This window comes from Erwinia sp. AnSW2-5, from assembly GCF_045107195.1.
In the GTDB taxonomy this organism is placed as follows: domain Bacteria; phylum Pseudomonadota; class Gammaproteobacteria; order Enterobacterales; family Enterobacteriaceae; genus Erwinia.
Genome location: NZ_JBJGXA010000054.1, coordinates 1 through 24,781, shown reverse-complemented (window position 1 = coordinate 24,781; position 24,781 = coordinate 1). Strand labels below are relative to the sequence as shown.

The window sequence follows — 24,781 nt, the reverse complement described above, 5'->3', positions numbered from 1 at the left end:
GACTGAGTATCAGGCGACTTGTTAACTAAACCGTCCAGGTTTTGGGGTTCAGTTCAATACAGGCCCCGTTTTTTATTCTGCCCTCTTTACGAGACGCCACGCATTTCGCATGTTCGACATTAGCAATGCAGTAAGGGCTGTCGTATTTTAGCGACGGGTGCTTATTGCAATCCTCTCATCATCATTGCGCTCTTACCGTACTGAAGCCTTCTTACGCAGTATCTACCAGGATAAATGAACCTCACCAAGGTGTACACAGTACACTTATTGAGGTAATCTCTACGCCACAAGGAATAGTGTCAGTGGAATATGCACTGGAGTTTATTGAAACCTCATTATTTACGCGCCAGATAACGCAACTCGCAACGGATGATGAGTTAAAAGAGTTACAACGTGAGCTTATTGCCTTCCCCAACAAAGGCGATCTGATACAGAAAACCGGGGGCCTGCGAAAGATCAGGATGGCAACAGGATCTAAGGGAAAAAGCGGGGGTGTCCGGGTCATTTACTTCCTGGCGACCGATGAAGTGGTCTGGCTGGTGATGGCTTACCCAAAAAATATTAAAGACAGTCTGACGGATGCTGAAAAGTCGGCGCTCAAGAGACTGACTCAACAACTCAAAAATGAGGTGTGATATGACTTTCTTTGACGATCTGAAAACATCCCTTGAAGAAGCCGTCGAGATCAAAAGTGGCGCTAAGACGCCTGCCCGTTCAACCCGCTATGATATTGCCGATGTGAGGGCAATTCGCGAGCAGCTGAATCTTTCGCAGGGAGAAATGGCAAAGGGGCTGGGAACCAGCGTTGATACCATTAAAAGCTGGGAAGCCAAAAGACGCCACCCTACAGGTCTGGCCGCAAAGGTTCTGGCCGCCATTCAGGCTAATCCTGCCCTGTTTCATGTATTAGCGGCCTGTTAGTTGGGAGGATAACTCCTCCCTGCTACGTTATCTCCGGGGGCAAGCGTGCTGGCTTTACTCTTCGTTGGCGGCATCTTCTTTATAGACACGATTTCCGTACCACACCACCGCAGCACCAACCAGCATCGCAACAATCACATAAGGGATTTTGTCCTCTTCCGTGCCCCCAATTCCCCCTGCCGAGAGAAAAAACAGCCCGGCAATCACCGCAAGGATCGTCTTTTTCACATTGCCGATCGGCTTCATACAGATAGTGCGTACCGCCCATGCACCCAACACCAACCCCAGCAGCCCCAACATGGTTCCCATCGCAACACCCTTTTGTACATGTGATTTATTGATATCGGGCATCGGAACCCGTGGCAGCTTAACGCCATACTGCGTGCTGATACAATCAATGTCTTTACCGTAAGACATGATTGAATAAATTCATTCAATCATGTCTGTAATCATTTGCTGGCTGATTGTTATTTTAAATTAATGCCATTATTTTTGTCTTTTTATCCTGAAACTCTTCTTCGGATAGGATTCCAGCGTCTTTTAAATCAGCAAGTTTTTTTAGTTGTTCGTAAGGATCTACAGTTGCAGAGGCAGTTTGCGAAGCCGTTGGCTTTCCACTTAGTTGTCTTCCGGCTTCAATTGCGTCAATGACAGCAATCTCCCCTTCCTTGCTGTAAGTTTTAAATTCCAGGTCATCATGGCTGGTATGCATTTTTATTGATCTATGGCCAAGTATGGATTTCCTCTCTATGGAGGTTATTGACTTTAGGGGGATATTCTCTATTACTTCTCCCAAAAGCCCCTTTCGATAAAAGGCGACTCTTACATCAGTAACGATAAGCGCACCATTATGCTGTGTGTCTTTCCCTTTCCCCATAACGCTACCGATATAACCTTCAGCCCAGGCTACAGCAGTTTCCCCGCTCTGAAGGTGCTTTTTGTTAAAGTTCTCAACATGTTTATTTGTTTTCATTTTTTCCCTCAATGATTATATGCTGTGCTGAATGTACCAAAAGTAATTATACGCTTTTATTCAAAGAATAATTCGACACTAAATACTCAGAAATGGCGTGTATATTTACATTTGGAAATTGTGTTTTATCTCTACTTAAGAACTTTATCACTGACTCTAAATCACCATCTTTGGCTGCTATTACTTGAGAAAGAGCCGTAATCAACACTAATGGTGGGAGCGAAACAACATGTTCTTCCCCCTGAGATAATGCGTTAGAAAAATCACTAATTCTTTTTATTGTCAGATCCTTTAACCCTTCCAGTTCTTTATTTAACCTGCCAATTGACTCTATCTTTAAATAAGCCAGCGCTTCTACAAGGTAATTAAACCCAACAGAAAAATCATCGGTTAACTCTACTTTTAGTTGACTACGCAATGTTTCTTTTATTTCATTTATTGTTTTTGACTTTTTGAAATACTCAGTGAGCGTAATTTTGTCGATGGTAACATCATCTGCAATATATTCAATTTTAGCCGCTGAGTCTTCTTTATAACTTTGTAGTGACTCTTTGATGGCAATAAATTGAGTGTCCGCAATCTCAAGCAGGCCTGCTAACTGAGAAAATTGCCTTCTGATATGGTTGGGTACTTCCTTAGACGATTTATACCCTATGTCATGTTCTATTTCTGCCCAAGTATGTTGCAGAATTGATCTAACCTGAAACTCAGCTTTCATGCCTTTAAATAAAAGATATTCTTTTAATTTACATCTGTCTTCTCTAAGAGAGGCCACATAATGTAACGAAAGGTAGCCAAACCTATCAGGTTCAAGCGTCTTCCTCTTGTCAATGGAATTGCTTTCATCAATATCGAATTCAGACTCTATTATTGATGCAACTTTATCGACCTCATCAGAATAATGAGTAATTATTCTTACCCCTACAATGTCAGTGATATCTGAAATCTTTTCATAGCGTTGCTTTTTGATGATTTTTTTTCTTAAGCTGCCTTTATCTTTTACTCTGCAGGAAATAGAGTGAACGGATATTCCTTCGCTGACTAACAAGCTCTCTACAAGGGATTTTAATATTTTTGAAAAGGACTCAAACGTCTGTTTTTTATCATCAAATTCTTGGAGTATTTTGTCCATTGCGCACAGATCCATACAAATAAGTTATCTTATTGAAGCACTCCAGAACTGTAAATGATATCGCACACAGAATAAAGTTATTAATGTATTTTCATGAGCAAAAAATTATTCGACGTCTAGCTTCGCATTGGCAGCATTGCTTTCATCAACCTGGGTGATGACATCTGCAGTGTTACACCAACGCACTGCCCTACAATCCACAAACAAAAAAAGACCAAAGACGAGTCCTGTCTTTGGTCCAGGGAAATGGCTCTTTTAGGAGCCTTGCGCTAAAAGTTGGCATTATTGCAGGCGATTCGCCTTGCTCTTAAAAGATAGTCCAGTTGTGGGGGTTTTCCAGCCAGTTGTAAACAACGTTATAACTGATTGTTAGCATTGTGATCGCGGCAGCAGAAACAGTCTGGCTGCGCTTTTCAGCGAGAGTGGAATGGAAACGAACTGACGCACAGAGGGGCGTGCGCCAGCGTGGTGCGATCAGTTACAGAGCTTTTCGGCGCGCGCGATAATCGGGGCCAGGCTCTTCTTCTGACCTGGATTTGCCGGGTCGTCAGCCAGGATCTTATCGATCGGGAATCCGGCCTTAATCTGGCCCGCTTTGACTTTGGCTTCTGCGGCGTCGTTCAGCGGATACTGCACCAGCGTGCCATCATTAATGGCGAGCAACACGTTGCCTTTTTCACAGCTTAACATCATCTCTTCACGCACAAACGGCCAGTTCTCTTTGCCCATATCGAAACGGCTCACGGTTTCGATGCCAGCCATTGCACTGCTGCTGAGGCCGAGTGCGACGCAAAATAATGCCAACTTTTTCATCTTGTTAGTACCTCAAACGATAAAACATAAACTGAATCGGGATAAGCGTATAAGGGTGTCGATCAGGCAGGTTCCAGTGTGGCAAAAATGCCCACCACCAGCAGTACCGCCGCCGCCAGCGCGATTTCCACCAGCGTGCTGGTGATAAACTGCTGCTGCGCCCCTGCCCCACTGTGTTGAAAACGCGGCACCAGCCAGTAGCGGTTAAACAGAGCAATGCCCATCATCACGCCAACCAGCAAGGTTTTCAGCACCAGCAGCTGGCTGTAAAGGTGGAAACTGGCAGGCGGCCAGCCCAGTAGCAGCAACGCATTGATCACCCCGCTGACCACCACCAGCATCACGGCCAGATGGCCGTAGCGCGAAAAGCGCATCATGGCGCCAATGGCATCGTAACGATGCTGCGGACCACGCGCTTCGCGCATCAGGTACACAACCGGTAACAGGCCACCCGCCCAGAATGCCGCGCTCAGCAGATGCACTATCTGGTTAGCACGCTGGAAAACACCGCTCCAGCCATCCAGCATCGCTGCATGTCCGGTAAACGCCAGCCCGCTGAGCTGCAACAGGGCTAACAGCAGCACCGTTTGCTGACGCAACTGTCCAGGCAGAGTCCTGGGGAAGACCAGCACCAGACAACACAATACGGCCAGCACCAGTTGCCACTGCCAGACGCGGCCAAACTGCGTTTGCAGCACCGCCAGCCAGATATCGCCCTCAAGCGTATCCTGCCAGCCGTCACCCATCTGTCCGGTCTGTGCGGCGAGCAGCAGTACCGCACTCAGCAGCGTCAGCCAGGTACTCACCCGGATTAATGGCATCAGCCGCCGGGTAAGATCGGCACGATAGCGCGCCGGAGCCAGCAACGTGGTGGTAACCCCGGCCCCGACCAGCGACATCAGTGCGCAGAAATGCAGCCAGCGGCACAGAATATAGAAGCTGGTGAGTGACATATCACTTCACGCTGAAGGTGTAGTTCCCTTTGGTCTTATGGCCGTCTACGGACAGCACATGCCAGGTCACCTTGTATTCACCACTGCTCAGCGGCTGCTTAAACTGTACCCGCAAGGTATTGTGCTGTTTCGGGTCAAGGGCGGCTTTAGTCTGCTCGACCGGCTTGTTGTCGGTACGGCTGACGTCCACGCCGCTGAAAGCAGGCTCGATATCCTCGCTGAAGGAGATGGTCAGTGACTCAGGCCATTCGCTACCGGCCGGGTTAACCGCGGTATACTGGCTTTTAAGGTGGGCATGAGCGGAAACCTGTTGGGTAAACAGTGCGGCCAGTAAGAAGCCGGAAACCCTGAAGAAATGTCGCATATGTCGCAATGATCCTTAGCAAATCGCAGCACCTTGCTGCCTGAGGGCGAAAGAATACCCCGCTTAAAAACGGGTGTCGAGGTGATAGCGACTATCAATTAGCCGTCAGACTTGCTAATCCGTGCCTTCTGCATTATTTTCTGCCACACATCAGGAGGGAAATACCATGAGCTACAATCTGGCCACATTGCCGCAGATTGAAAAAGACAAAATCAACGTTGATCTGGCCGCTGCCGGAGTGGCGTTTAAAGAGCGTTATAACATGCCGGTGATTGCCGAAATGGTGCTGCGTGAGCAACCTCAAGCGCTGCAGGAGTGGTTCCGTGAGCGTTTGACTCACTACCGCCAGGCATCTCTGTCACTCTCCCGTCTGCCGTACGAACCTAAGCAAAAATAGTGACTTGTTTTTTGTTCCCGCTTCGGTTGAGATAAAAGCCTTACCTTACTCTTCACGGTGGCTTTTTTATGTCCAGCTGGACTATCTCGGCAGCACAGTCAGGTTCTCGTCCGGGCGATATCGTCTGGAATATTCAACATCACCTCGAATTCATCCAGCAGGCCGCGTTATTACACGTTGACCTGCTGATGTTCCCTGAACTCTCCCTGACCGGCTATGAGCTTCCGCTGATGGCGGAGCTGGCGCTTTCGCTGGATGACGAGCGACTGCAGCCTTTTGCCCGCGCGGCGCAGCAACACCAGATGGGCATCAGCATCGGCCTGCCGTTACACGTCGACGATCATGTGTACCTTTCCGCACTGACCTTCCTGCCGGACGGTACGCGCATCGCCTACAGTAAGCGCCATCTGTATGGTCAGGAAAAAGAGATTTTCACAGCAGGTAGTACGGTGCCGATGTTTGGTTATCAGCATCATCAGGTGGCGTTGGCCATTTGTGCCGATATCAGCGTGGAAACCTTTGCCCGTGATGCTTCCGTTCGTGGGGCTGACCTCTATGCCACCAGCGTGCTGGTTTCCGAGCAGGGATATGAAACCGACTGCAACTACCTCGCACGCTGGTCGCGCGACTATCAAATGGCGGTGGTCATGGCGAACCATGCCTGGCCCACGGGCGGCTTCCAGTGTGCCGGGAAAAGCGCCTTCTGGGACCAGACCGGACGTCAGGTGATACGTGGTGACGAAGGAGAACAGCTGATTATTGCGCGTCGCAACGGTAATCATTGGCAAGGAGAGACGCATTCGTTACCCTGCCCGTCAGTTCTGTAAACGGGAGAAGCTATGTTACGCGTTATAGACACGGAAACCTGTGGCCTGCAGGGGGGTATTGTCGAAGTGGCATCGGTGGATGTGATTGATGGACAGATCGTCAATCCGATGAGCGATCTGATCTCACCCGACCGTCCTATCAGCCCTCAGGCGATGGCAATCCATAAAATTACCGAAGTCATGGTGCGTGGAAAACCCACCATTGAGCAGGCGATCGGCCGCTATCACGGCAGCCCTTATTATGTGGCACACAATGCCAGCTTTGACCGCCGTATGCTGCCGGAGATGCCCGGTGAGTGGATCTGCACGATGGCACTGTCACGCCGCCTGTGGCCGGGCCTGAAATACAGCAACCAGGCGCTGCGCGAGTCATTACAGCTTGAGGTGACGCCGCCTGCAAATTTACATGCCCACCGCGCGTTATATGACTGCTACGTCACGGCGGCGCTGCTGATCCGTATTATGTCGTTCAGCGGCTGGGATGCGCCAGAGATGATCCGCCGGATGCAGGTGCAGGGTTCGTTCAATACCTTCCCGTTCGGCAAATATCGCGGCCAGAAAGTGGATGATGTGGCGAAAACAGATCCGGGATATTTAAAGTGGATGCTTAAAAATATCACGGACCTGAAACCCGACTTACGCAGTGCCATGCAGCGGGCGTTGAGTGCGGTGGATTAAGCCGCTGGGGATGTTAGCAGCCCGCTGGACAGTCCGATAAGAAATGCGTACTCCAGTGCCACACTTTCATACGCTTTAAAGCGGCCTGACTTCCCGCCATGACCGGAGTCCATATCCGTCTGCAACAGCAGCAGATGATTATCGGTCTTCAGCTCACGCAGTTTCGCTACCCATTTTGCCGGTTCCCAGTACTGAACCTGGGAGTCGTGCAGTCCGGTGGTGATCAACAGATGCGGATAATCCTGCGCCGCAATATTGTCATACGGGCTGTACTGCTTGATGTAGTGATAATACGACTCCTCGTTCGGATTGCCCCATTCGTCATACTCGCCAGTGGTGAGTGGAATAGTTTCATCCAGCATCGTTGTCACCACATCAACGAACGGCACCTGCGCGACCACACCGTGGAAACGCTCAGGGACCATATTAATCACCGTGCCCATCAGCAACCCACCCGCGCTGCCGCCCATTGCATAGAGTTTTTCCGCATCACCATACTTTTTCTCCACCAGCGCATCGGTGATATCGATAAAGTCATGGAAGGTATTCATTTTATTCAGCAGACGTCCATCGTCATACCACTGCTGGCCCATCTCACCACCGCCGCGAATATGCGTCAGGGCAAAGATAAACCCGCGATCCAACAGACTAAGGCGACTGGCGCTAAAATCCGCATCCATGCTGCTGCCGTAAGAACCATAACCATAAACCAGTAACGGATTGGTTCCCGGCTGGTAGCTGTCTATTCTGTATACCAGTGAAACCGGCACCTCGACGCCATCACGCATCGTGATCCACTGACGCTCGCTGCGATAACAAGCGGCATCAAACCCTTTCACCTCGGTCTGCTTAAGGACTTCACGCTCGCCGGTATTAAGGTCCAGCTCAAACAGCGTATCCGGCGTGGTCATCGATGAGTAGCCATAACGCACTTTGCTACTGTCCGGCGTCGGGTTATGACCAATCCAGGTCACATAGGCCGGATCGTCGAAGGCGATGCTGGTACTTTCACCGCTTTGCCAGTTTATCTGGCGCAGGCTGGTCAGCCCCTGCTGGCGCTCTTCCACCACCAGCCAGTCGCGGAACAGCGTATAGCCTTCCAGCACGACAGTATCCCGTGGGGCAATCAGCGGCTGCCACTGCTGCTCGTCCACGCTGTCACTGCGGTACAGCCCAAAGTTTTTGCCGTCCCGGTTGGAGCGAACATAAAATTGCCCCTGATAATGGTCCACGCTGTACTCATGATCTTTACGGCGAGCAGAAAACAGCTGGGGCTGAGCATCGGCCTTAGCGGCATCCAGCAGCAGGATCTCACTGGTGGTGCTGCTACCGAGGGCAATCGCCACATACTCTTCCGACGTGGTTTTGTAAACGCTGACGTAGAAGGTGTCATCTTCCTCTTCATACACCAGCTGATCCTGCTGCTGTGGCGTGCCCAGCGTATGGCGCCACACCTGATACGGCAGCAACGTCTTCTTATCTTTCAGCACATAGTAGAGGGTTTGCGAATCACTGGCCCACGTCATGCCGGAGGAGACGCCTTCCAGTACTTCCGGGTACCACTCGCCGGTTTCCAGATTGCACAGGCGAATGCCGTACACCCGGCGCGAGAGGAAGTCCTCTGCCACGGCCATTTTCTGGTTATCCGGGCTAATCGCCACACCGCCCAGGGTGTAAAACTCATGGTCAGCAGCACGCTGATTACCATCCAGCAGCGTATCCCAGTGTTCTGGTGTCTGCGTGTCGGCTGGCTGACGGGCATAAATCGTGTACTCATTGCCCTCTTCATAGCGGCTCTGATAGCGATACCCCCGCTTCACATAAGGCACCGAGGAGTCACGTGCCGGAATGCGGTCGATGATCTCCTGCAACAGCTCCGCCTGTAAGGCCTGCTGCGGTAACAGCTGCTGCTGACAGTAGTCGTTCTCAGCACGCAGATACGCAAGGACGTCCGGCGCTTCGCGCTCGTCGTCGCGCAGCCAGTAATAGTTATCGATGCGGGTATCGCCGTGCAGCGTCATCTGATGGGGAATTTTATTCGCTTTAGGAGGTGTCATAGTCTCTTCGCAGTTGCTGTGCCTGTGTGTAAGGTTGGCAGCAACCTGACTGATTCACAAGCCGTTATCACTGCAACATCGTGCTTTTCAGGGGATTTTTTTGCGCGGGTGAAGGTGTTCACCCGCGCAGGGTTGGAGGGGATAGCGCGATCAGGCAGGCAGCTTCTGTTTCTCCGCGCGAATGTCGGTTTCAATCGACTGACGCACGTCCTGTGGAATTTTTAAGGCATCACCCAGCGCCTGCAAGTAGCTACGCTCCATAAAGTGGTCAACATCGATCACCAGGTTGCTGAGGAAATAGACCTCCAGCGCTTCTTCTTCATTTTTCACATCAGCCGCCAGCTTCTGCGGGTCAAGCGGAGAGTCAATGGCTCGCTGCACCAGCTGCTCGCCCTGCGTGCCTAAACCAGACTGGCGGATATGTTCGTCAATGGCTTTGCGTTCATCGCTGTCGATATGCCCGTCACTTTTAGCCGCAAACACCAGCGCTTCAATCAAACGCTCGGCGCGACGGTCAACCGGGGAGCTTTGCTGGCCGAATTCAGGCTGATCCTGATGAGTTTCACTGACGCGCTGTTTATATTTATTCCACAACAGCGCACCCGCCGCTGCGCCGCCGCCGATAATCACAGCATTCTTACCGTACTTCATCAACAGACTGCGGGAAGATTTACTGGCAATCAGCAACCCCGCCAGGCCACCGAGTGCACCGGGAGCCAGCATTTTGCTCAGCCCTTCTCCACCAGAGGAGGAGATGCCTGTCTTGCCTAATACCGTCTGAATCTGTTGCAGCCAGTTGCTCATAGTCAGTCCTTCATTACCCGAAAACACCACAATAGAGCAGCCCACGTCAGGAAACGTCAAACGGTGAAAAGGCTGTAAAATTTCCCATTCTTACCTGCGCGCTATGAACAGATATCATGCGGTCAGTCGCGGATACGTTGTTGGATGAGTTGGTTGCTTCTACCCTGAAAAGAACGTCATGCAGAGGAGAATCGATACGAATGGCATTTTCAGCGAACCCCTTGTTTATCAATACCATCCTGCTCGGTGGCAGCAGCGAAAAGAAACTGCACGCGGCAGCGGCAGCAGGTTTCAGCCAGGTTGAGTTATGGCAGCAGGATGTGAGCACTGCGATGGGCGGTGCCGACGCACTGGCCGATCTCTGCCAGCAGCTTTCGCTGGGGCTGACAGATTACCAGGTGCTGCTCGATTTTGATGGCGCGCCAGAGAGCCTTCGTGAGGATAAACGCCATGAAGCCTTGCAGATGATGGCAACGGCGCAACGCCTTGGCGCATCAACGCTGCTGGTGCCTGCTTCCACGCATCCGCACTGCTGCGCGGAACGCATCGAAGCGGATCTCCGCTGGCTGGTGCAGCAGGCAGCGGATCGTGGCCTGCGCGTGGCCTATGAAGCAATGGCCTGGAGCCAGCATATCAATAATACCGCTCAGGCGTGGCAGCTTATCCAGCAGATTGACGCACCCAACCTTGGGCTGGTGGTGGATGCGTTTCATATTTTTGTGCGCCAGAGAACACTGGCAGATCTGGCTGGCATTCCGGCAGAAAAGATTTTCCTGGTGCAGCTGTCCGATCTGCATGAGCAGCCGGATGCACAGCATCTGGTCGATACTGCCCGGCATCACCGACTGTTACCGGGTGAGGGGCATTATCCACTGAAGGCGCTGTTAGCGCATTTACAGCAGATTGACTACGAGGGGCCAATTGGCCTGGAAGTGTTTAACGATCAACGCCATGCGGATGACCCGTATGAAACGGCACAGGCAGCGATGGCATCATTGAGCCATGTGCTGGATGGTTTGCAAGGCTGAGCTGCTGGCCGACCGAAACAGGATGATCTGAAAGACTGAGCTGCTGGCCGACCGAAAAAGAGGGTCGGCCACTACACGTAAAGTCGGCATACGCCACGTAGGGTTCGACCTTTTTTCCGGTCGAACCGCGCCGATGGTCAGCCATTACGGCGGGTTATACCGCGCGCAGCTTACCGTCATCAGAGGCGTCGCTGTCATCAGCCGCGTTGCTCTCTTCAGGCAGTTTGCCGGTACGGAGGATCTGTTGCAGAGCATCTCTGTTTTCTGCCATAAACAGCCCCAGCGCTTCACCCTGCTGCTCTTCCATTTCCAGTGGGCTGGCGGTCAGCCAGTCGGCAAAGACTTCCGCCAGGTCGAGCATTTTGTCGTAAGCATCGGCTTCTTTCTTGCTGGCAAATGTCATCTTTTCCTCACCTTTTCTGACGACAACGTATTTGATTTCAACAGCCATGATTTCCGTCCTGTTTAACTGTATTTTTATACAGTGTAGCAGCGTCGCTTTTTTCACTCAAGCGCAAAGTGCGGATGATTACGCAAACGTTTTCGTTTATACTTCGCGCGTTTTTTTCAATCCATTCAGGTAGAGATTATGACAACTCTTGGAACTGCGCTGCGCCCTAATGCAACCCGTGTAATGCTGTTGGGATCAGGTGAACTGGGCAAAGAAGTGGCGCTCGAATGCCAGCGTCTGGGTGTGGAAGTGATCGCCGTGGATCGCTATGCCGATGCCCCCGCGATGCACGTTGCCCACCGCAGCCATGTGATCAATATGCTGGATGGCGCTGCCCTGGCCGCACTGGTCGCCCAGGAAAAGCCGGACTTCGTGGTGCCGGAAATCGAAGCGATCGCCACCGATATGCTGATCGAACTGGAAAAACAGGGGCAGCACGTGGTGCCCACCGCACGTGCCGCGAAGCTGACCATGAACCGTGAAGGCATCCGCCGCCTTGCCGCAGAAGATCTGGCGCTGCCCACCTCCACCTACCGCTTTGCCGACAGCCGCGAGGCTTTCCTGGCGGCCGCCGATGAGATTGGTTTCCCGTGCATCGTCAAACCCGTGATGAGTTCTTCCGGTAAAGGACAGAGTTTTATCCGCGAAGCGGCACAGCTGGATGCTGCCTGGGAATATGCACAACAGGGTGGCCGCGCCGGTGCCGGCCGGGTGATCGTGGAAGGCGTGGTGAAGTTTGATTTCGAAATTACCCTGCTGACCATCAATGCCGTCGACGGCATCCACTTCTGCGCGCCTATCGGGCATCGTCAGGAAGAGGGTGACTACCGTGAATCCTGGCAGCCACAGCAGATGAGCGAGCTGGCGTTGAAACGTGCGCAGGATATTGCTGAAAAAGTAGTGAATGCACTTGGCGGTCGCGGCCTGTTTGGCGTTGAGCTGTTTGTTTGCGGTGATGAGGTGGTATTCAGTGAAGTGTCGCCACGCCCGCACGACACCGGCATGGTCACGCTGATCTCTCAGGACGTCTCCGAGTTCGCGCTGCATGTGCGCGCTTTCCTCGGCCTGCCCATTGGCGGCATCCGTCAGTACGGCCCGGCTGCGTCAGCGGTGATCCTGCCTGAGCTGGACAGTAACAATGTACAGTTTGCTAACCTGTCTGCCGCACTGGGTGCCGGGCTGCAACTGCGTCTGTTCGGTAAGCCAGAGATTCAGGGCAAACGTCGTCTTGGCGTGGCACTGGCAACAGGCAGTGACGTCGACGATGCGGTACAGCGTGCCATCAACGCCGCTGCCAGTGTAAAAGTCAGCGGCTGAAAAACCTGCTGATGATGCAAGGGGCGGAATTCCGCCCCTTGTTGTTTTATCGCGCCCCGGCCACGGCTTCCTGCGCCAGGCGGGTAATACGGTCGTAATCCCCCGCTTCCAGCGCATCAGCGGGCACCAGCCACGAACCACCAATACACAGCACGCTTTTCAGCGCCAGATAGTCGCGGTAGTTAGCAGGCGAGATCCCGCCCGTCGGGCAGAAACGCACCTGAGGGAAAGGCCCGCCAATCGCCTGTAAGGCTTTCACACCGCCGTTAGCTTCCGCCGGGAAGAATTTAAACTCGCGCAGACCATAATCAAGACCGGTCATCAATTCAGATACGGTGCTGATACCGGGGATCAACGGCACAGAACCGTCGACTGCCGCTCTGAGCAACGGCTCTGTCAGGCCAGGGCTGATGATAAACTGCGCGCCCGCATCGGTGACTTCTTTTAACTGCTGCGGGTTCAGCACGGTGCCAGCGCCAACAATTGCCTCAGGCACTTCTCTCACCATCGCCCTCAGGGCATCCATCGCGCAGGGCGTGCGCAACGTCACTTCCAGCACGCGCACACCGCCTGCCACCAATGCTTTTGCCATTGGAACAGCATGCTCAAGCTTGTTCACCACGATCACCGGCACAACCGGGCCCGTTTTCAGAATCTGTTCAGCGCTTGTTTTCCAGTTACTCATCAACGACGTTCTCCTGTCTGGCCTGCCTTCCGTCCTGGTGGATCGTAGCAGGCAAAAGTGACGCTCGCGGCGTCAGGAAGTGATAATGCGATCTACCATACAGGAGAAGGACCGCGAGCGTCTACGCGATCGTTAATTTTTTAAAATGCAGGTTCATTTTTTATGAATCCGTATTTTGGCCATAAAAAAGCCCGCCGAAGCGGGCCTGACCTGTCAGTGCAGATTACTCGAATTCATTCCACGAGCGACCATCACGGGTGATCATGGCAACAGAAGCCACAGGTCCCCATGTTCCCGCCTGATAAGGCTTAGGTGCTTCATTATCTGAAGACCAGGCATCCATGATGGAGTCGACCCATTTCCAGGCTTCCTCAACTTCGTCACGACGCACGAACAGGGCCTGGATACCGCGCATGGTTTCCAGCAACAGACGCTCATAGGCATCCGCCAGATGCGACTGATTGAAGGTTTCTGAGAAGCTCAGATCCAGCTTGGTGGTTTGCAGGTTATGTTTGTGATCCAGTCCTGGCACTTTGTTCAGGATCTGAATATCCATACCTTCATCCGGCTGCAAACGAATAGTCAGTTTGTTCTGTGGCAGTTCCTGCCAGGTGTCTTTAAACAGGTTCAGTGCCGGGTTTTTGAAATACACCACCACTTCAGAACACTTGGTTGGCAGACGTTTGCCGGTGCGCAAATAGAACGGAACACCTGCCCAGCGCCAGTCATCAATATCCACGCGGATGGAGACAAAGCTCTCCGTGGTGCTGGATTTGTTCGCCCCCTCTTCTTCCAGATAGCCAGGGACTTTTTTGCCCTGTACAAAGCCAGAGGTGTACTGACCGCGCACGGTTTTTTCACGCACGTTGGTGTGATCGATGCGACGCAGAGAGCGCAGAACTTTCACTTTTTCGTCGCGGATGCGATCGGCGGACAGATCGGCTGGTGGCGACATGGCGACCATGGTAAGCACCTGCAACAGGTGGTTCTGGATCATATCCCGCATCTGGCCCGCTTTATCGAAGTAACCCCAGCGGCCTTCGATACCCACTTCTTCGGCCACGGTGATCTGCACGTGATCGATGGTGCGGTTATCCCAGTTTGAGGCAAACAGGGAGTTAGCAAAACGCAGCGCCAGCAGGTTGAGCACCGTCTCTTTACCGAGATAGTGGTCAATACGGAACACCTGGTTCTCTTCGAAGTATTCACCCACCTGGTCGTTAATCTCGCGTGATGTCGCCAGAGACGTACCCAACGGTTTTTCCATCACAACGCGCGCAGGTTGCGCATTCAACTTCGCTTGACCCAGCCCCTTACAGATGGCGCCGAAGGTGCTTGGTGGCATAGCAAAATAGTTAATGGTGACGCGTTTTTTCTGGTCGAGCATTTTCCCAAGACGAGGGAAATGGCTGCTGTCATCCACATCCAGGTTGCAGAAATCGAGTCGGCTACTGAGTTTATCCCACAGCACTTCGTCGATTTTCTCCTTCATAAAGGTTTCCAGAGCCTCACGCACCACTTTGGTATAAGCCGCCTTATCCCATTCCGCACGGCCAACGCCGATAATGCGTGAATCTTCATGGATCTGACCGGCTTTTTCCAGTTGATACAGAGAGGGCAACAGTTTCCGGCGCGCAAGATCGCCTTTGGCACCGAAAATGACCAGATCGCATGCCTGGGCTGTTTGTGTAACCGCCATTTCATTCTCCTCGTTGCAGGATTAGCCTGTCCCTGAAATTCCGTAGTTGGACAGACTCTTATTGTAATTTTGTTTCAATACAATGTACTGCTTTTGCCTGCTCCCCGTAAACAAGGGGAGGCCACTGCGGCACAATGTATTCAATCAATGCTTAATTTAGTGGCAACCTTCAGAGGACTACCATCAGATTGTGCGTAATTTTTCGTCATTTTTGTTACTGTTATTACAATTCTGAAAATCAGACACAGCTCAAACTCTGGCAAAAAATGTAAATTAATGTCGTTATGCTACTGCCACCGAGGCTGTAGCGCATTGTATATTCTCTAAAAATGACATCGATTTCTCCTTTGATTAAAATCGTCAGAATGTATGAGCGGGTAGCACTATGAATATGCTGGAAAAAATTCAAGCACAGCTGGAAAATTTGAGCAAATCAGAGCGAAAAGTTGCCGAAGTGATTCTCGATTCTCCCGCCACGGCCATGCATTCAAGCATTGCCCTACTGGCGCGGGCGGCAGGGGTGAGTGAACCGACAGTGAATCGCTTTTGTCACCGGCTGAAAACCAAAGGTTTCCCGGACTTCAAATTACAGCTGGCACAAAGCCTGGCAAATGGTACGCCCTACGTTAGTCGTAACGTTGAACAAGACGACAGCGTGGAGTCTTACTCGGGGAAAATTTTCGAGTCAGCGATGGCCGGGCTGGACCGGGTCAAACAAAGCCTGGATATCGGTGCCGTTAACCGCGCCGTCGATTTGCTGACCCAGTCAAAAAAAATCGCCTTCTTCGGTCTGGGGGCTTCTGCCGCTGTTGCACACGATGCGATGAATAAATTTTTTCGCTTCAATGTGCCGGTGATCTATTCCGATGATATTGTGATGCAGCGCATGAGCTGTATGAACAGTGGCGAGGGCGATGTGATGGTCCTTATCTCACATACCGGACGCACCAAAAGCATGGTTGAACTGGCGATAATAGCGCGAGAAAACGACGCCACGGTGTTGGCGATCACCTCCCCCGGATCGCCGCTGGCGCGCGAGGCAACGCTGGCCCTGACGCTGGATGTTCCTGAGGATACCGATATTTATATGCCGATGGTTTCACGCCTGGCACAATTAACGCTGATTGATGTGCTGGCCACCGGCTTCACCCTGCGTCGCGGCGCAAAGTTCCGCGACAATCTCAAACGGGTTAAAGAGGCGCTCAGAGAATCACGATTTGACAAAGACATGCCCATTACTTCTCTGACACGCCAGTAGTTCACCGATTTTTTTAGTACGCGATAGCGGTTTGGGTCGAATTCATCCGGCCCATATCATATAAATAGAGAGTCAGCCTAAGTAGTGCTTGCTCCTGCAACACCACTCTACAAAGTCAACGGAGTCATACATGTCAAGACGTCTCAGAAGGACCAAGATTGTAACTACACTGGGGCCCGCCACCGATCGCGATAATAATCTTGAAAAAGTCATCGCAGCTGGCGCCAATGTCGTTCGTCTGAACTTCTCACATGGCACGCCAGAAGATCACCAACTGCGCGCCGACAAAGTGCGCGAGATTGCCGCTAAACTGGGCCGTCACGTGGCGATTCTGGGTGACCTGCAGGGACCAAAGATCCGCGTTTCTACCTTTAAAGAGGGTAAAGTCTTCCTGAACATCGGGGACCGTTTCCTACTGGATGCCAGCATGGGCAAAGGCGAAGGCGACCGCGAAAAAGTGGGCATTGACTACAAAGGCCTGCCTGCCGATGTGGTGCCGGGCGATATCCTGCTGCTTGATGATGGCCGCGTACAGTTGAAGGTGCTGGAAGTCCAGGGAATGAAAGTCTTCACCGAAGTGACCGTTGGCGGCCCACTGTCGAACAACAAAGGCATCAACAAACTGGGTGGTGGCTTGTCAGCCGAAGCCCTGACGGAAAAAGACAAAGCCGATATTCTGACTGCTGCCAAAATTGGCGTCGACTACCTGGCCGTTTCCTTCCCGCGCTGCGGTGAAGATCTTCACTATGCACGTCGTCTGGCACGCGAAGCGGGCTGTGATGCAAAAATCGTCTCCAAAGTGGAACGTGCCGAAGCCGTTGCCAGCCAGGAAGCCATGGATGACATCATTCTTGCCTCTGATGTGGTGATGGTTGCCAGGGGCGATCTGGGCGTTGAAATTGGTGACCCGGAACTGGTAGGGATTCAGAAGGCGCTGATCCGTCGTGCGCGTCAGTTAAACCGTTCGGTCATCACCGCTACCCAGATGATGGAGTCGATGATCACCAACCCGATGCCGACGCGTGCAGAAGTCATGGACGTAGCCAACGCCGTGCTCGACGGTACCGATGCCGTGATGCTGTCGGCGGAAACTGCAGCAGGCCAGTACCCGGCAGAAACCGTTTCAGCGATGGCGAAAGTCTGCCTGGGCGCAGAGAAAATCCCTAGCATTAACGTCTCCAAACACCGTCTTGATGTGCAATTCGATAATATCGAAGAAGCCATTGCCATGTCGGCGATGTATGCAGCGAACCATCTGCAAGGCGTCACGGCGATTATCACCATGACCGAGTCGGGCCGGACTGCACTGATGACCTCACGCATCACCTCAGGTCTGCCGATTTTCGCCATGTCACGCCATGAGCGCACGTTGAATCTGACCGCGCTGTATCGCGGCGTCACGCCGATCTTCTTCGACAGCAATAATGACGGTGTTGTCGCTGCACATGACGCCATCAACCTGCTGCGTGAGAAAGGCTTCCTGATGTCAGGTGACCTGGTTATCGTCACTCAGGGCGATGTGATGAGCACCATCGGAACCACCAACACCAGCCGTGTGCTGCGCGTTGAGTAACACCGACTGACAATATTGGGCCGCATGGCCCAATATACTTCATGCCCACCTCTTTCACCGCTCGCCTTAGACTGACGCTGTAAACGTCGTATTAATCCTCTATTCTCCATCATGTTATGCCGTTGAATGGCCACATCCCTCACTTTCATATTTATGCATTGTGATCGGGCGAGAATGCGTTACGTTAGCGCGGTTCCAAAAGCTGACATATTTGCTGCATTACACAACCCCCCCTGGAGGGAGCCAGAATGGCGTCATTTGTTCCACTGTCGAGCCTGACCCGTCGACACCTGATATTCCCCTTGTCATTAGTCCTGTTCGAATTTGCGACTTATATCGCCCATGACATGATCCAGCCGGGGATGCTGCTGGTCACTCAGGAATTTAACGTCGGGCCGGAATGGGTATCGGCTTCGCTGACCGCCTATCTGATTGGCGGCATTGTGTTGCAGTGGTTGCTCGGTCCCCTGTCGGACAAGCTGGGTCGTCGCCCGGTAATGCTCGCCGGTGTCGCCTTCTTTATGATGACCTGCATGGCAACCCATTGGGTGCTGAGCATTGAGCAATTTATTCTGCTGCGTTTCCTGCAAGGTATCAGCCTGTGCTTCATTGGCGCAGTGGGTTATGCCGCGATACAGGAAGCGTTCGATGAAGCCCTTAGCGTGCGTATCATGGCGTTAATGGCCAACGTTGCGCTGCTGGCTCCGCTTGCGGGGCCGCTGGCCGGTGCCGCATTCCTGGAAATTGGCGGCTGGCGTACCATGTTCTGGCTGTTTGGCGCAGTCACGGCTATAGCTCTGCTGGGCCTGTGGCGCACGATGCCGGAAACGGCGGGTGATAAGCAGATGTCTCTGTCACTGCCCTCCCTTGGCAGAGGATATCTGGCCCTGCTGAAAGACCGTCAGGTGATGAGTGGTTCACTGGCCATCGGCCTGGTGACGATCCCGTGCCTGGCCTGGGTAGCGTTGTCGCCGGTGATTTTGATCCACGATGAGGGGCTGACACGGCTGGATTACGCGCTGTTACAGCTTCCCGTGTTCGTCGCCATGATTGCCGGGAACCTGACGCTGGGCAGGCTGGCCTCTCGCGTCCCCATCGATCAGCCACTGCGCCTGGGAGCCTGGCCGATTCTGCTGGGTCTTGGGATCGCTGCGCTGGCCTCCGTTATCGACAAGCACAGCTATCTGTGGCTGACTGCCGGGCTAAGCCTCTACGGTTTTGGCACCGGACTGGTGAACGCAGGTCTGTACCGTCTGACGCTGTTTTCCAGCCAGGCAGGCAAAGGCAGTGTCGCCGCGATGCTCGGTATGGTGAGTATTCTGGTGTTTGCGTTGGGGATCGAGCTGGCGAAGTTTGCTTACTTTAGCGATGGCGCTCGCGCTTTCAGCCTGGCGAACCTGGCCTGCGGCCTGGTGTGGTTCCTGCTGGTACGGGCATTTCTGCGGGAATGGAAACGTCGTTCGTCACTAAACTGATACGTCAGGGGACAACAGCATAGCGCGTTGTCCCCTGCCAGCATCACTTCTTTGGATAAAGCTCTTGGCGATCGTAAGGTTCTTTCTCGCCCGGCTTGCGTGTTTTCAGCAGCTTGAGTATCCAGGTGTACTGCTCAGGATGAGGGCGCACAAAATCTTCCACTTCTTTATTCAAGCGGCGAGCCTGTGAAGCATCATCGGAATCCGGCAGATCGTCCATCGGCGGACGCAGATAAATATCCAGACAATGGCGTTTGCTGTCATAAACCGGGAAGAGCGGTACCACTTTCGCCCGGCAGACTTTCATCATACGGCCTACGGCTGGCAGAGTAGCTTTGTAAGTATCGAAAAAATCGACGAATTCACTCTGCTCTGCACCGTGATCCTGATCCGGCAGGTAATACCCCCAGTATCCCTGGCGAATAGACAGCACAAAGGGTTTGATTCCGTCGTTACGCGCATGCATACGCCCACCAAAACGGCGTCGTACCCGGTTCCAGACGTAATCCATGACCGGATTGCTCTGGTTATGGAACATCGCCGCCATCGGCTGCCCTTCAGACGCCAGCACCATCGCAGGCAGGTCAACCGCCCAGGCGTGTGGTACCAGGAAAATGACATTCTGCCCGGTATTCTGCAAAGCCTCGATAATCTCACGTCCGTGCCAGCGAATGCGCTTCTTTGCGCTCTCCGGACGCAGGGCCAGTTCGGCCATCATTGCCATCGACTGCGGGGCAACGGCAAACATCTCGTCGATGATCGCTTCTCGCTCTTGCTCCGTCTTATCGGTCATACAGTACAACAGGTTGATCTGCGCACGACGGCGCGCACTGCGGGCAAATTTCCCTGCCAGACGACCTAATACACCCAGTAACGGGTCACGCAGACGTGGGGTGACCAACGTCAGAGTGGCAAACGCACCAACACCCAGCCAACTTCCCCAGTAGCGTGGCAATAAGAAACTTTTGTTAAACGTGGGAATGAACTCAATTTGATTGTTTTTTCTGTTTTCCATGCACTGGCCTCGAACAATAACGGGCTTATGATAGTGCTGACGGGCGATTTTGCAAAGTTATTGCCGTGAATGCGTCTGTTTAGGCTAAAAAAAAGCCGATGGCATCCACCATCGGCTTTTTTATGTGCAGCGGTATGTTACTTGAAGCGAAGTTGAGGCACGACTTCGCGAACTTTCGCCAGGTAATCGCGACGGTCTTTGCCGGTCAGCCCTTCCATACGTGGGAGTTTGGCCGTCAACGGGTTCACTGCCTGGTTGTTAATCCAGATTTCAAAGTGCAGGTGCGGCCCCGTAGAACGCCCGGTGTTACCGGAAAGCGCGATGCGATCGCCACGTTTCACTTTTTGGCCAGGCTTAACCAGCAGTTTCTTCAGGTGCATATAGCGCGTCATGTACTGACGTCCATGACGAACGGCAACATAGTTACCCGCTCCACCGCTGCGTTTGGCAACGATAACTTCACCATCACCGACAGCCAGCACTGGCGTCCCCACCGGCAAAGCAAAGTCCACGCCTTTGTGTGGCGCAACACGCCCGGTCACCGGGTTTAAACGACGCGGATTAAAGCTCGATGACACACGGTACTGCTTCACGGTTGGGAAACGCATAAAGCCACGCGCCAGGCCGGAACCGTTACGGTCGTAGAACTTACCGTCTGCACCACGGATAGCGTAGTAATCTTTATCACCACTGTTCAGGCGCACGCCAGCCAGTTCGCTCTGCTCGCTTTTACCGTCCAGCATTTCACGTGACATCAGCACGGAGAACTTATCCCCGCTACGCAGCTTGCGGAAATCCATCTGCCATTGCAGGGATTTAATCACCGCACTAATTTCACTGCTGGACAGCCCCGCTTTCCTGGCGCTGCTGACAAAACTACCGTTGACCACACCGCTCACTACGCTGTTCTGCCACTCACCCTTCTGAATCGCAGAAGAGGATTTGAAACTGTCACCGGAGCGGTCGTACGTGCGCGTTTCGCGACGGGACACTTCCCAGCTAATGCGCTGTAAATCACCGTTGTCATTCAGCGACCATGAGAGCTGCTGCCCGACTTGCAGGTTGCGCAGGTCTTTATCGCTTTTCACCAGCATGTTGATTTCCGACATATCAATGCCGTACTGGTTTAGCACACTGCTGAGGGTATCACCGGTTGAAACAACGTAATCGTGCGTACCGCTTTCATCCGGTACATCTTCGTCGATTTCATCTTTCGGTGCATCGTCAGCCGGGGACGGGGTGTCCTGATCTATCGGCTCACTGGCTTCAGGAAGCAAGGTCCGTAGCTGATTTTTCTCCAGCTCGACCGTTTTAACAATCGGGCTTTCGTTACCGGGATGATAAACGTAAGGCCGCCACAAAGTGACGGCCAGCGTAACAACGGTAAGCGACCCCAACATAATGCGGTGGGGCCGGGGTAAATGATTAAACGCTATGGCGACAGCGCGCGATATCTGCTGCACTTAAATGTTCCTCTATTCTCCTTTCAGGCAGCTCACATACTGGTTAGACAACTGTGAGAGGAATGTCACATAGCTGTCTTTACCTGGGGTGATGTCCGTCCCGAGTGGATCCAGTGTGCCCGAACGCACGGTGGTCCCTCTGGCAACGGCCTCAATCACGGCTGGCCTGAATTGTGGTTCAGCAAAAACGCAGGCTGCTTTTTGCTCAACCAACTGTGTTCGTATTTGATGTAAACGCTGCGCGCCGGGTTGGATTTCAGGGTTGACGGTAAAGTGACCTAATGGGGTCAGACCGAAGTGTTTTTCAAAGTAGGTGTAAGCATCATGAAAAACGAAATACCCTTTGCCTTTAACCGGGGCCAACTGATTACTGATTTTCGCATCGGCTGACGCCAATTCTGCCTCAAAGTGCTGCAGGTTTGCGTCTAGTTTGTCCTTGCTTTGCGGCATAAGTTCCAACAATTTCCCGTGGATTGCAATCGCCGTTTGCTTTGAGATCTCCGGGGACATCCACAGATGCATATTATACTCACCATGATGATGGTGATCATGGCTGTCTGCAGCCTCATGCGAATGCCCCGCATGGTCTTCATGTTCTTCTTCTTCTTCGTCTTCACCGCCCTTCAGCAGCAAGCTTTTCACGCCCGGTAACGCACTCATTTCAATGTTCTTTTGTGCGGGTAAACTGGCGGCAGACTTCGTCATAAACGCCTCCATTTCCGGGCCAACCCAGACCACTAAATCCGCGCTTTTTAAGCGTTTAATGTCGGAGGGGCGCAAGGCATAATCATGTTCCGAAGCACCGTCTGGCAGCAAAATATTCACCGGCGTGACGCCATCAGCAATTGCAGCAGCGATAAATCCAACCGGTTTTACAGAGGCAACAACGTCGGCATGGGCAGGAAGCGCAAGCGAGGCGGCAATGCTCAGGCCTGCGAGCATTGATAAAGCACGTGTTTTTTTATGTAACATAATGATTCAATCCATCGTGAATAGCTGATGGATTGTGATATTATAACATTCGAAAATTTCTGCAACCCGTAATCGACATGTCATCTTTGATCGCCCTTGAAAATATTTCTGTGAGTTTTGGACAGCGCCGTGTCCTGTCCGATGTGTCACTTGCGCTGCAACCTGGCCGTATTCTGACCCTGCTCGGGCCGAACGGCGCAGGTAAATCAACGCTGGTGCGTGTGGTGCTCGGGCTGATCGCCCCCACCTCAGGCACCCTGCTGCGCCCGGCACAGCTGCGCATTGGCTACGTGCCGCAAAAAATCCATCTTGATGTCACCCTCCCCCTCACCGTGGCGCGTTTTATGCGTCTGCGCCCGGGGGTAAAGTCAGACGATATTCTGCCCGCACTGAAACGTGTGCAGGCGGCTCATCTGCTGGAATACCCGCTACAAAAACTGTCTGGTGGTGAAATGCAGCGCGTGCTGCTGGCGCGAGCACTGCTCAATCAGCCACAGCTGCTGGTGCTCGACGAACCGACGCAGGGTGTCGACGTCAACGGCCAGGTGGCACTGTATGACCTCATCGACCAGCTGCGCCGCGAGCTGAACTGCGGCGTGCTGATGGTTTCCCATGACCTCCATCTGGTGATGGCGAAAACCGACGAGGTATTGTGCCTCAATCACCATATCTGCTGTTCGGGCACACCGGAAGCGGTGTCCAAACACCCTGAATTTATCTCGATGTTCGGCCCACGCGGTGCAGAGCAGCTGGCGATTTATCGCCACCATCACAACCATCGTCACGATCTCCAGGGACGAATTATTCTGCGCAAAGGGACCGGCCGTCATGATTGAATTATTATTACCCGGCTGGTTAGCAGGCGTATTGCTGGCGCTGGCAGCCGGTCCATTAGGTTCATTTGTTGTCTGGCGCCGTATGTCCTATTTTGGCGATACGCTGGCGCATGCCTCATTGCTGGGCGTGGCTTTTGGTCTGCTGCTCAACGTCAGCCCGTTTTACGCGGTGATCGTAGTCACTCTGCTGCTGTCGCTGGTGCTGGTGTGGCTGGAGCGTCGTCCGCATCTGGCGATTGATACCCTGCTGGGCATTATGGCGCACAGTGCGCTGTCGCTTGGCATGGTGGTGGTCAGCCTGATGTCTGACGTGCGTGTGGATCTGATGGCTTATCTGTTTGGTGATCTGCTGGCCGTTACGCCAACGGATCTCTGGACAATTGTGGCAGGCGTGGCGGTCGTTCTGTTGCTGCTGGCGTGGCAATGGCGCGCCCTGCTGTCAATCACCATCAGCCCTGAGCTGGCGCAGGTGGATGGCGTCAATATCCAGCGAACCAAAATGATCCTGATGCTGATTACGGCGCTAACGATTGGGGTGGCGATGAAGTTTGTCGGTGCGTTGATCATCACCTCACTGCTGATAATTCCTGCCGCCACCGCCCGCCGCTTTGCCCGCTCACCGGAGCAGATGGCCGCTCTGGCAGTGGTCATTGGCATTCTGGCTGTAACGATAGGTCTGACCTTTTCGGCCTTCTACGATACGCCAGCCGGCCCTTCCGTGGTGTTGGGTGCCGCAGCGATGTTTATGCTGAGTATGGTTAAGAAACCGGCGGTGTGATGTTGAATGTGTGACAGCGGGCTGACCAGAAAAGAGGGTCAGCCGCTACACGAGAAAGAAACCGCACGAAGAACGGTCAGCCAGGCTCATTAGGGGGCGACCTCTGATGAATCCCCACAAAATAAGACCTGCATGACTTGTAGCTACCTGCTTTCCCGGTCGGCCAATGACACGGACCTGACATGGGGTGCTGGCCTGCTCGATGACCCAGGTCAACGTCAACACCCAACCCGAAAACAACTCAGGGCGCGAAGGGGCGGACCTTTTTTTTCGGTCTGCCCGTGAGATCGGAAGATCCCACGTCTGACATCC

General features: G+C 53.0%; 26 protein-coding genes. 12 read left to right on the top strand and 14 right to left on the bottom strand.

Annotated elements, in window-relative coordinates:
- The first annotated feature begins 302 nt into the window (after positions 1-302).
- On the top strand, positions 303-635 hold the full coding sequence (locus ACFL9S_RS23355; RefSeq protein WP_405264258.1) for a type II toxin-antitoxin system RelE/ParE family toxin: 333 nt from the start codon (positions 303-305) through the stop codon (positions 633-635).
- A gap of 1 nt (position 636) precedes the next feature.
- A complete protein-coding gene (gene nadS / locus ACFL9S_RS23350) occupies positions 637-921 on the top strand; it encodes a NadS family protein (RefSeq protein ID WP_405264257.1) in 285 nt (94 codons plus the stop codon).
- A 54-nt stretch (positions 922-975) separates the two neighbouring features.
- Here nadS and ACFL9S_RS23345 read toward each other — a convergent pair whose 3' ends face one another.
- The 6 genes from ACFL9S_RS23345 to copC form a co-directional block, all read right to left on the bottom strand.
- The gene (locus tag ACFL9S_RS23345; protein ID WP_405264256.1) at positions 976-1,338 is read right to left on the bottom strand and encodes a hypothetical protein; all 363 of its coding nucleotides are present in this window, start codon (positions 1,336-1,338) and stop codon (positions 976-978) included.
- 55 nt (positions 1,339-1,393) lie between these two features.
- On the bottom strand, positions 1,394-1,894 hold the full coding sequence (locus ACFL9S_RS23340; RefSeq protein WP_405264255.1) for an SHOCT domain-containing protein: 501 nt from the start codon (positions 1,892-1,894) through the stop codon (positions 1,394-1,396).
- A gap of 46 nt (positions 1,895-1,940) precedes the next feature.
- A complete protein-coding gene (locus ACFL9S_RS23335; protein WP_405264254.1) occupies positions 1,941-3,026 on the bottom strand; it encodes a GTP pyrophosphokinase family protein in 1,086 nt (361 codons plus the stop codon).
- Positions 3,027-3,500: 474 nt separating this feature from the next.
- A complete protein-coding gene (locus tag ACFL9S_RS23330; protein WP_405264253.1) occupies positions 3,501-3,839 on the bottom strand; it encodes a YebY family protein in 339 nt (112 codons plus the stop codon).
- 62 nt (positions 3,840-3,901) lie between these two features.
- The gene (gene copD / locus ACFL9S_RS23325; protein ID WP_405264252.1) at positions 3,902-4,792 is read right to left on the bottom strand and encodes a copper homeostasis membrane protein CopD; all 891 of its coding nucleotides are present in this window, start codon (positions 4,790-4,792) and stop codon (positions 3,902-3,904) included.
- A gap of 1 nt (position 4,793) precedes the next feature.
- Positions 4,794-5,156 carry a copper homeostasis periplasmic binding protein CopC gene (gene copC / locus ACFL9S_RS23320; protein ID WP_405264251.1) on the bottom strand — a complete coding sequence of 121 codons (363 nt, stop codon included), beginning with the start codon at positions 5,154-5,156 and terminating at the stop codon, positions 4,794-4,796.
- Positions 5,157-5,322: 166 nt separating this feature from the next.
- Between copC and ACFL9S_RS23315 the strand changes: the two genes are divergently transcribed.
- The 3 genes from ACFL9S_RS23315 (at position 5,323) to exoX (ending at position 7,058) form a co-directional block, all read left to right on the top strand.
- A complete protein-coding gene (locus tag ACFL9S_RS23315) occupies positions 5,323-5,553 on the top strand; it encodes a DNA polymerase III subunit theta (RefSeq protein ID WP_405264250.1) in 231 nt (76 codons plus the stop codon).
- A gap of 68 nt (positions 5,554-5,621) precedes the next feature.
- Positions 5,622-6,380 carry a carbon-nitrogen hydrolase family protein gene (locus ACFL9S_RS23310; RefSeq protein WP_405264249.1) on the top strand — a complete coding sequence of 253 codons (759 nt, stop codon included), beginning with the start codon at positions 5,622-5,624 and terminating at the stop codon, positions 6,378-6,380.
- Positions 6,381-6,392: 12 nt separating this feature from the next.
- Positions 6,393-7,058 (top strand): exodeoxyribonuclease X, encoded by a 666-nt coding sequence (gene exoX / locus ACFL9S_RS23305; RefSeq protein WP_405264248.1) that lies wholly within the window; start codon positions 6,393-6,395, stop codon positions 7,056-7,058.
- Here exoX and ACFL9S_RS23300 read toward each other — a convergent pair.
- Together ACFL9S_RS23300 and ACFL9S_RS23295 are read right to left on the bottom strand one after the other, a co-directional pair.
- A complete protein-coding gene (locus ACFL9S_RS23300) occupies positions 7,055-9,115 on the bottom strand; it encodes a S9 family peptidase (protein ID WP_405264247.1) in 2,061 nt (686 codons plus the stop codon). The genes exoX and ACFL9S_RS23300 overlap by 4 nt on opposite strands.
- A 150-nt stretch (positions 9,116-9,265) precedes the next feature.
- Positions 9,266-9,919 (bottom strand): tellurite resistance TerB family protein, encoded by a 654-nt coding sequence (locus ACFL9S_RS23295; protein ID WP_405264246.1) that lies wholly within the window; start codon positions 9,917-9,919, stop codon positions 9,266-9,268.
- A gap of 200 nt (positions 9,920-10,119) precedes the next feature.
- On the opposite strand from ACFL9S_RS23295, the gene ACFL9S_RS23290 reads away from it, so the two are divergent.
- Positions 10,120-10,947, top strand: coding sequence for a sugar phosphate isomerase/epimerase family protein (locus ACFL9S_RS23290; protein WP_405264245.1), 828 nt, complete (start codon positions 10,120-10,122; stop codon positions 10,945-10,947).
- Between the two features lie 154 nt (positions 10,948-11,101).
- Here ACFL9S_RS23290 and ACFL9S_RS23285 read toward each other — a convergent pair whose 3' ends face one another.
- Positions 11,102-11,398 (bottom strand): YebG family protein, encoded by a 297-nt coding sequence (locus ACFL9S_RS23285; protein ID WP_405264244.1) that lies wholly within the window; start codon positions 11,396-11,398, stop codon positions 11,102-11,104.
- 138 nt (positions 11,399-11,536) lie between these two features.
- Between ACFL9S_RS23285 and purT the strand changes: the two genes are divergently transcribed.
- Positions 11,537-12,715, top strand: a complete 1,179-nt coding sequence (gene purT, locus ACFL9S_RS23280; RefSeq protein WP_405264243.1) for a formate-dependent phosphoribosylglycinamide formyltransferase — start codon at positions 11,537-11,539, stop codon at positions 12,713-12,715.
- A gap of 46 nt (positions 12,716-12,761) precedes the next feature.
- On the opposite strand, the gene ACFL9S_RS23275 is transcribed toward purT, so the two are convergent.
- On the bottom strand, positions 12,762-13,400 hold the full coding sequence (locus ACFL9S_RS23275) for a bifunctional 4-hydroxy-2-oxoglutarate aldolase/2-dehydro-3-deoxy-phosphogluconate aldolase (protein ID WP_405264242.1): 639 nt from the start codon (positions 13,398-13,400) through the stop codon (positions 12,762-12,764).
- Positions 13,401-13,623: 223 nt separating this feature from the next.
- Positions 13,624-15,099 carry a glucose-6-phosphate dehydrogenase gene (zwf, locus tag ACFL9S_RS23270; RefSeq protein ID WP_405264241.1) on the bottom strand — a complete coding sequence of 492 codons (1,476 nt, stop codon included), beginning with the start codon at positions 15,097-15,099 and terminating at the stop codon, positions 13,624-13,626.
- Positions 15,100-15,484: 385 nt separating this feature from the next.
- Between zwf and ACFL9S_RS23265 the strand changes: the two genes are divergently transcribed.
- From ACFL9S_RS23265 to ACFL9S_RS23255, 3 genes are all read left to right on the top strand, one after another.
- Positions 15,485-16,357 carry a MurR/RpiR family transcriptional regulator gene (locus ACFL9S_RS23265; protein WP_405264240.1) on the top strand — a complete coding sequence of 291 codons (873 nt, stop codon included), beginning with the start codon at positions 15,485-15,487 and terminating at the stop codon, positions 16,355-16,357.
- A gap of 130 nt (positions 16,358-16,487) precedes the next feature.
- On the top strand, positions 16,488-17,930 hold the full coding sequence (gene pyk / locus ACFL9S_RS23260) for a pyruvate kinase (protein ID WP_405264239.1): 1,443 nt from the start codon (positions 16,488-16,490) through the stop codon (positions 17,928-17,930).
- 248 nt (positions 17,931-18,178) lie between these two features.
- Positions 18,179-19,405 carry an MFS transporter gene (locus ACFL9S_RS23255; RefSeq protein ID WP_405264237.1) on the top strand — a complete coding sequence of 409 codons (1,227 nt, stop codon included), beginning with the start codon at positions 18,179-18,181 and terminating at the stop codon, positions 19,403-19,405.
- A gap of 43 nt (positions 19,406-19,448) precedes the next feature.
- On the opposite strand, the gene lpxM is transcribed toward ACFL9S_RS23255, so the two are convergent.
- The 3 genes from lpxM to znuA all read right to left on the bottom strand — a co-directional run bounded on the left by lpxM (position 19,449) and on the right by znuA (position 22,855).
- Positions 19,449-20,420, bottom strand: coding sequence for a lauroyl-Kdo(2)-lipid IV(A) myristoyltransferase (lpxM, locus tag ACFL9S_RS23250; protein WP_405264236.1), 972 nt, complete (start codon positions 20,418-20,420; stop codon positions 19,449-19,451).
- A gap of 137 nt (positions 20,421-20,557) precedes the next feature.
- Positions 20,558-21,883 (bottom strand): murein DD-endopeptidase MepM, encoded by a 1,326-nt coding sequence (gene mepM, locus ACFL9S_RS23245; RefSeq protein ID WP_405264235.1) that lies wholly within the window; start codon positions 21,881-21,883, stop codon positions 20,558-20,560.
- Between the two features lie 12 nt (positions 21,884-21,895).
- On the bottom strand, positions 21,896-22,855 hold the full coding sequence (znuA, locus tag ACFL9S_RS23240) for a zinc ABC transporter substrate-binding protein ZnuA (protein WP_405264234.1): 960 nt from the start codon (positions 22,853-22,855) through the stop codon (positions 21,896-21,898).
- A 77-nt stretch (positions 22,856-22,932) separates the two neighbouring features.
- On the opposite strand from znuA, the gene znuC reads away from it, so the two are divergent.
- Both znuC and znuB read left to right on the top strand, forming a co-directional pair.
- Complete coding sequence (znuC, locus tag ACFL9S_RS23235) at positions 22,933-23,691, top strand: zinc ABC transporter ATP-binding protein ZnuC (protein ID WP_405264233.1); 759 nt, start codon at positions 22,933-22,935, stop codon at positions 23,689-23,691.
- Positions 23,684-24,469 (top strand): zinc ABC transporter permease subunit ZnuB, encoded by a 786-nt coding sequence (gene znuB, locus ACFL9S_RS23230; RefSeq protein WP_405264232.1) that lies wholly within the window; start codon positions 23,684-23,686, stop codon positions 24,467-24,469. Before znuC ends, znuB begins: the two co-directional genes overlap by 8 nt.
- Positions 24,470-24,781 lie beyond the last annotated feature (312 nt).

Bases quoted from the DNA above. Each gene is read 5' to 3' on its own strand.
- purT (WP_405264243.1), top strand. From the start codon at position 11,537: ATGACAACTCTTGGAACTGCGCTGCGCCCTAATGCAACCCGTGTAATG.
- znuB (WP_405264232.1), top strand. From the start codon at position 23,684: ATGATTGAATTATTATTACCCGGCTGGTTAGCAGGCGTATTGCTGGCG.
- zwf (WP_405264241.1), bottom strand. From the start codon at position 15,099: ATGGCGGTTACACAAACAGCCCAGGCATGCGATCTGGTCATTTTCGGT.
- copC (WP_405264251.1), bottom strand. From the start codon at position 5,156: ATGCGACATTTCTTCAGGGTTTCCGGCTTCTTACTGGCCGCACTGTTT.
- lpxM (WP_405264236.1), bottom strand. From the start codon at position 20,420: ATGGAAAACAGAAAAAACAATCAAATTGAGTTCATTCCCACGTTTAAC.
- ACFL9S_RS23285 (WP_405264244.1), bottom strand. From the start codon at position 11,398: ATGGCTGTTGAAATCAAATACGTTGTCGTCAGAAAAGGTGAGGAAAAG.
- ACFL9S_RS23300 (WP_405264247.1), bottom strand. From the start codon at position 9,115: ATGACACCTCCTAAAGCGAATAAAATTCCCCATCAGATGACGCTGCAC.
- ACFL9S_RS23335 (WP_405264254.1), bottom strand. From the start codon at position 3,026: ATGGACAAAATACTCCAAGAATTTGATGATAAAAAACAGACGTTTGAG.
- ACFL9S_RS23315 (WP_405264250.1), top strand. From the start codon at position 5,323: ATGAGCTACAATCTGGCCACATTGCCGCAGATTGAAAAAGACAAAATC.
- ACFL9S_RS23345 (WP_405264256.1), bottom strand. From the start codon at position 1,338: ATGTCTTACGGTAAAGACATTGATTGTATCAGCACGCAGTATGGCGTT.
- nadS (WP_405264257.1), top strand. From the start codon at position 637: ATGACTTTCTTTGACGATCTGAAAACATCCCTTGAAGAAGCCGTCGAG.
- ACFL9S_RS23275 (WP_405264242.1), bottom strand. From the start codon at position 13,400: ATGAGTAACTGGAAAACAAGCGCTGAACAGATTCTGAAAACGGGCCCG.
- ACFL9S_RS23295 (WP_405264246.1), bottom strand. From the start codon at position 9,919: ATGAGCAACTGGCTGCAACAGATTCAGACGGTATTAGGCAAGACAGGC.
- ACFL9S_RS23310 (WP_405264249.1), top strand. From the start codon at position 5,622: ATGTCCAGCTGGACTATCTCGGCAGCACAGTCAGGTTCTCGTCCGGGC.
- exoX (WP_405264248.1), top strand. From the start codon at position 6,393: ATGTTACGCGTTATAGACACGGAAACCTGTGGCCTGCAGGGGGGTATT.
- pyk (WP_405264239.1), top strand. From the start codon at position 16,488: ATGTCAAGACGTCTCAGAAGGACCAAGATTGTAACTACACTGGGGCCC.
- ACFL9S_RS23330 (WP_405264253.1), bottom strand. From the start codon at position 3,839: ATGAAAAAGTTGGCATTATTTTGCGTCGCACTCGGCCTCAGCAGCAGT.
- copD (WP_405264252.1), bottom strand. From the start codon at position 4,792: ATGTCACTCACCAGCTTCTATATTCTGTGCCGCTGGCTGCATTTCTGC.
- ACFL9S_RS23255 (WP_405264237.1), top strand. From the start codon at position 18,179: ATGGCGTCATTTGTTCCACTGTCGAGCCTGACCCGTCGACACCTGATA.
- znuA (WP_405264234.1), bottom strand. From the start codon at position 22,855: ATGTTACATAAAAAAACACGTGCTTTATCAATGCTCGCAGGCCTGAGC.
- znuC (WP_405264233.1), top strand. From the start codon at position 22,933: ATGTCATCTTTGATCGCCCTTGAAAATATTTCTGTGAGTTTTGGACAG.
- ACFL9S_RS23265 (WP_405264240.1), top strand. From the start codon at position 15,485: ATGAATATGCTGGAAAAAATTCAAGCACAGCTGGAAAATTTGAGCAAA.
- ACFL9S_RS23290 (WP_405264245.1), top strand. From the start codon at position 10,120: ATGGCATTTTCAGCGAACCCCTTGTTTATCAATACCATCCTGCTCGGT.
- ACFL9S_RS23340 (WP_405264255.1), bottom strand. From the start codon at position 1,894: ATGAAAACAAATAAACATGTTGAGAACTTTAACAAAAAGCACCTTCAG.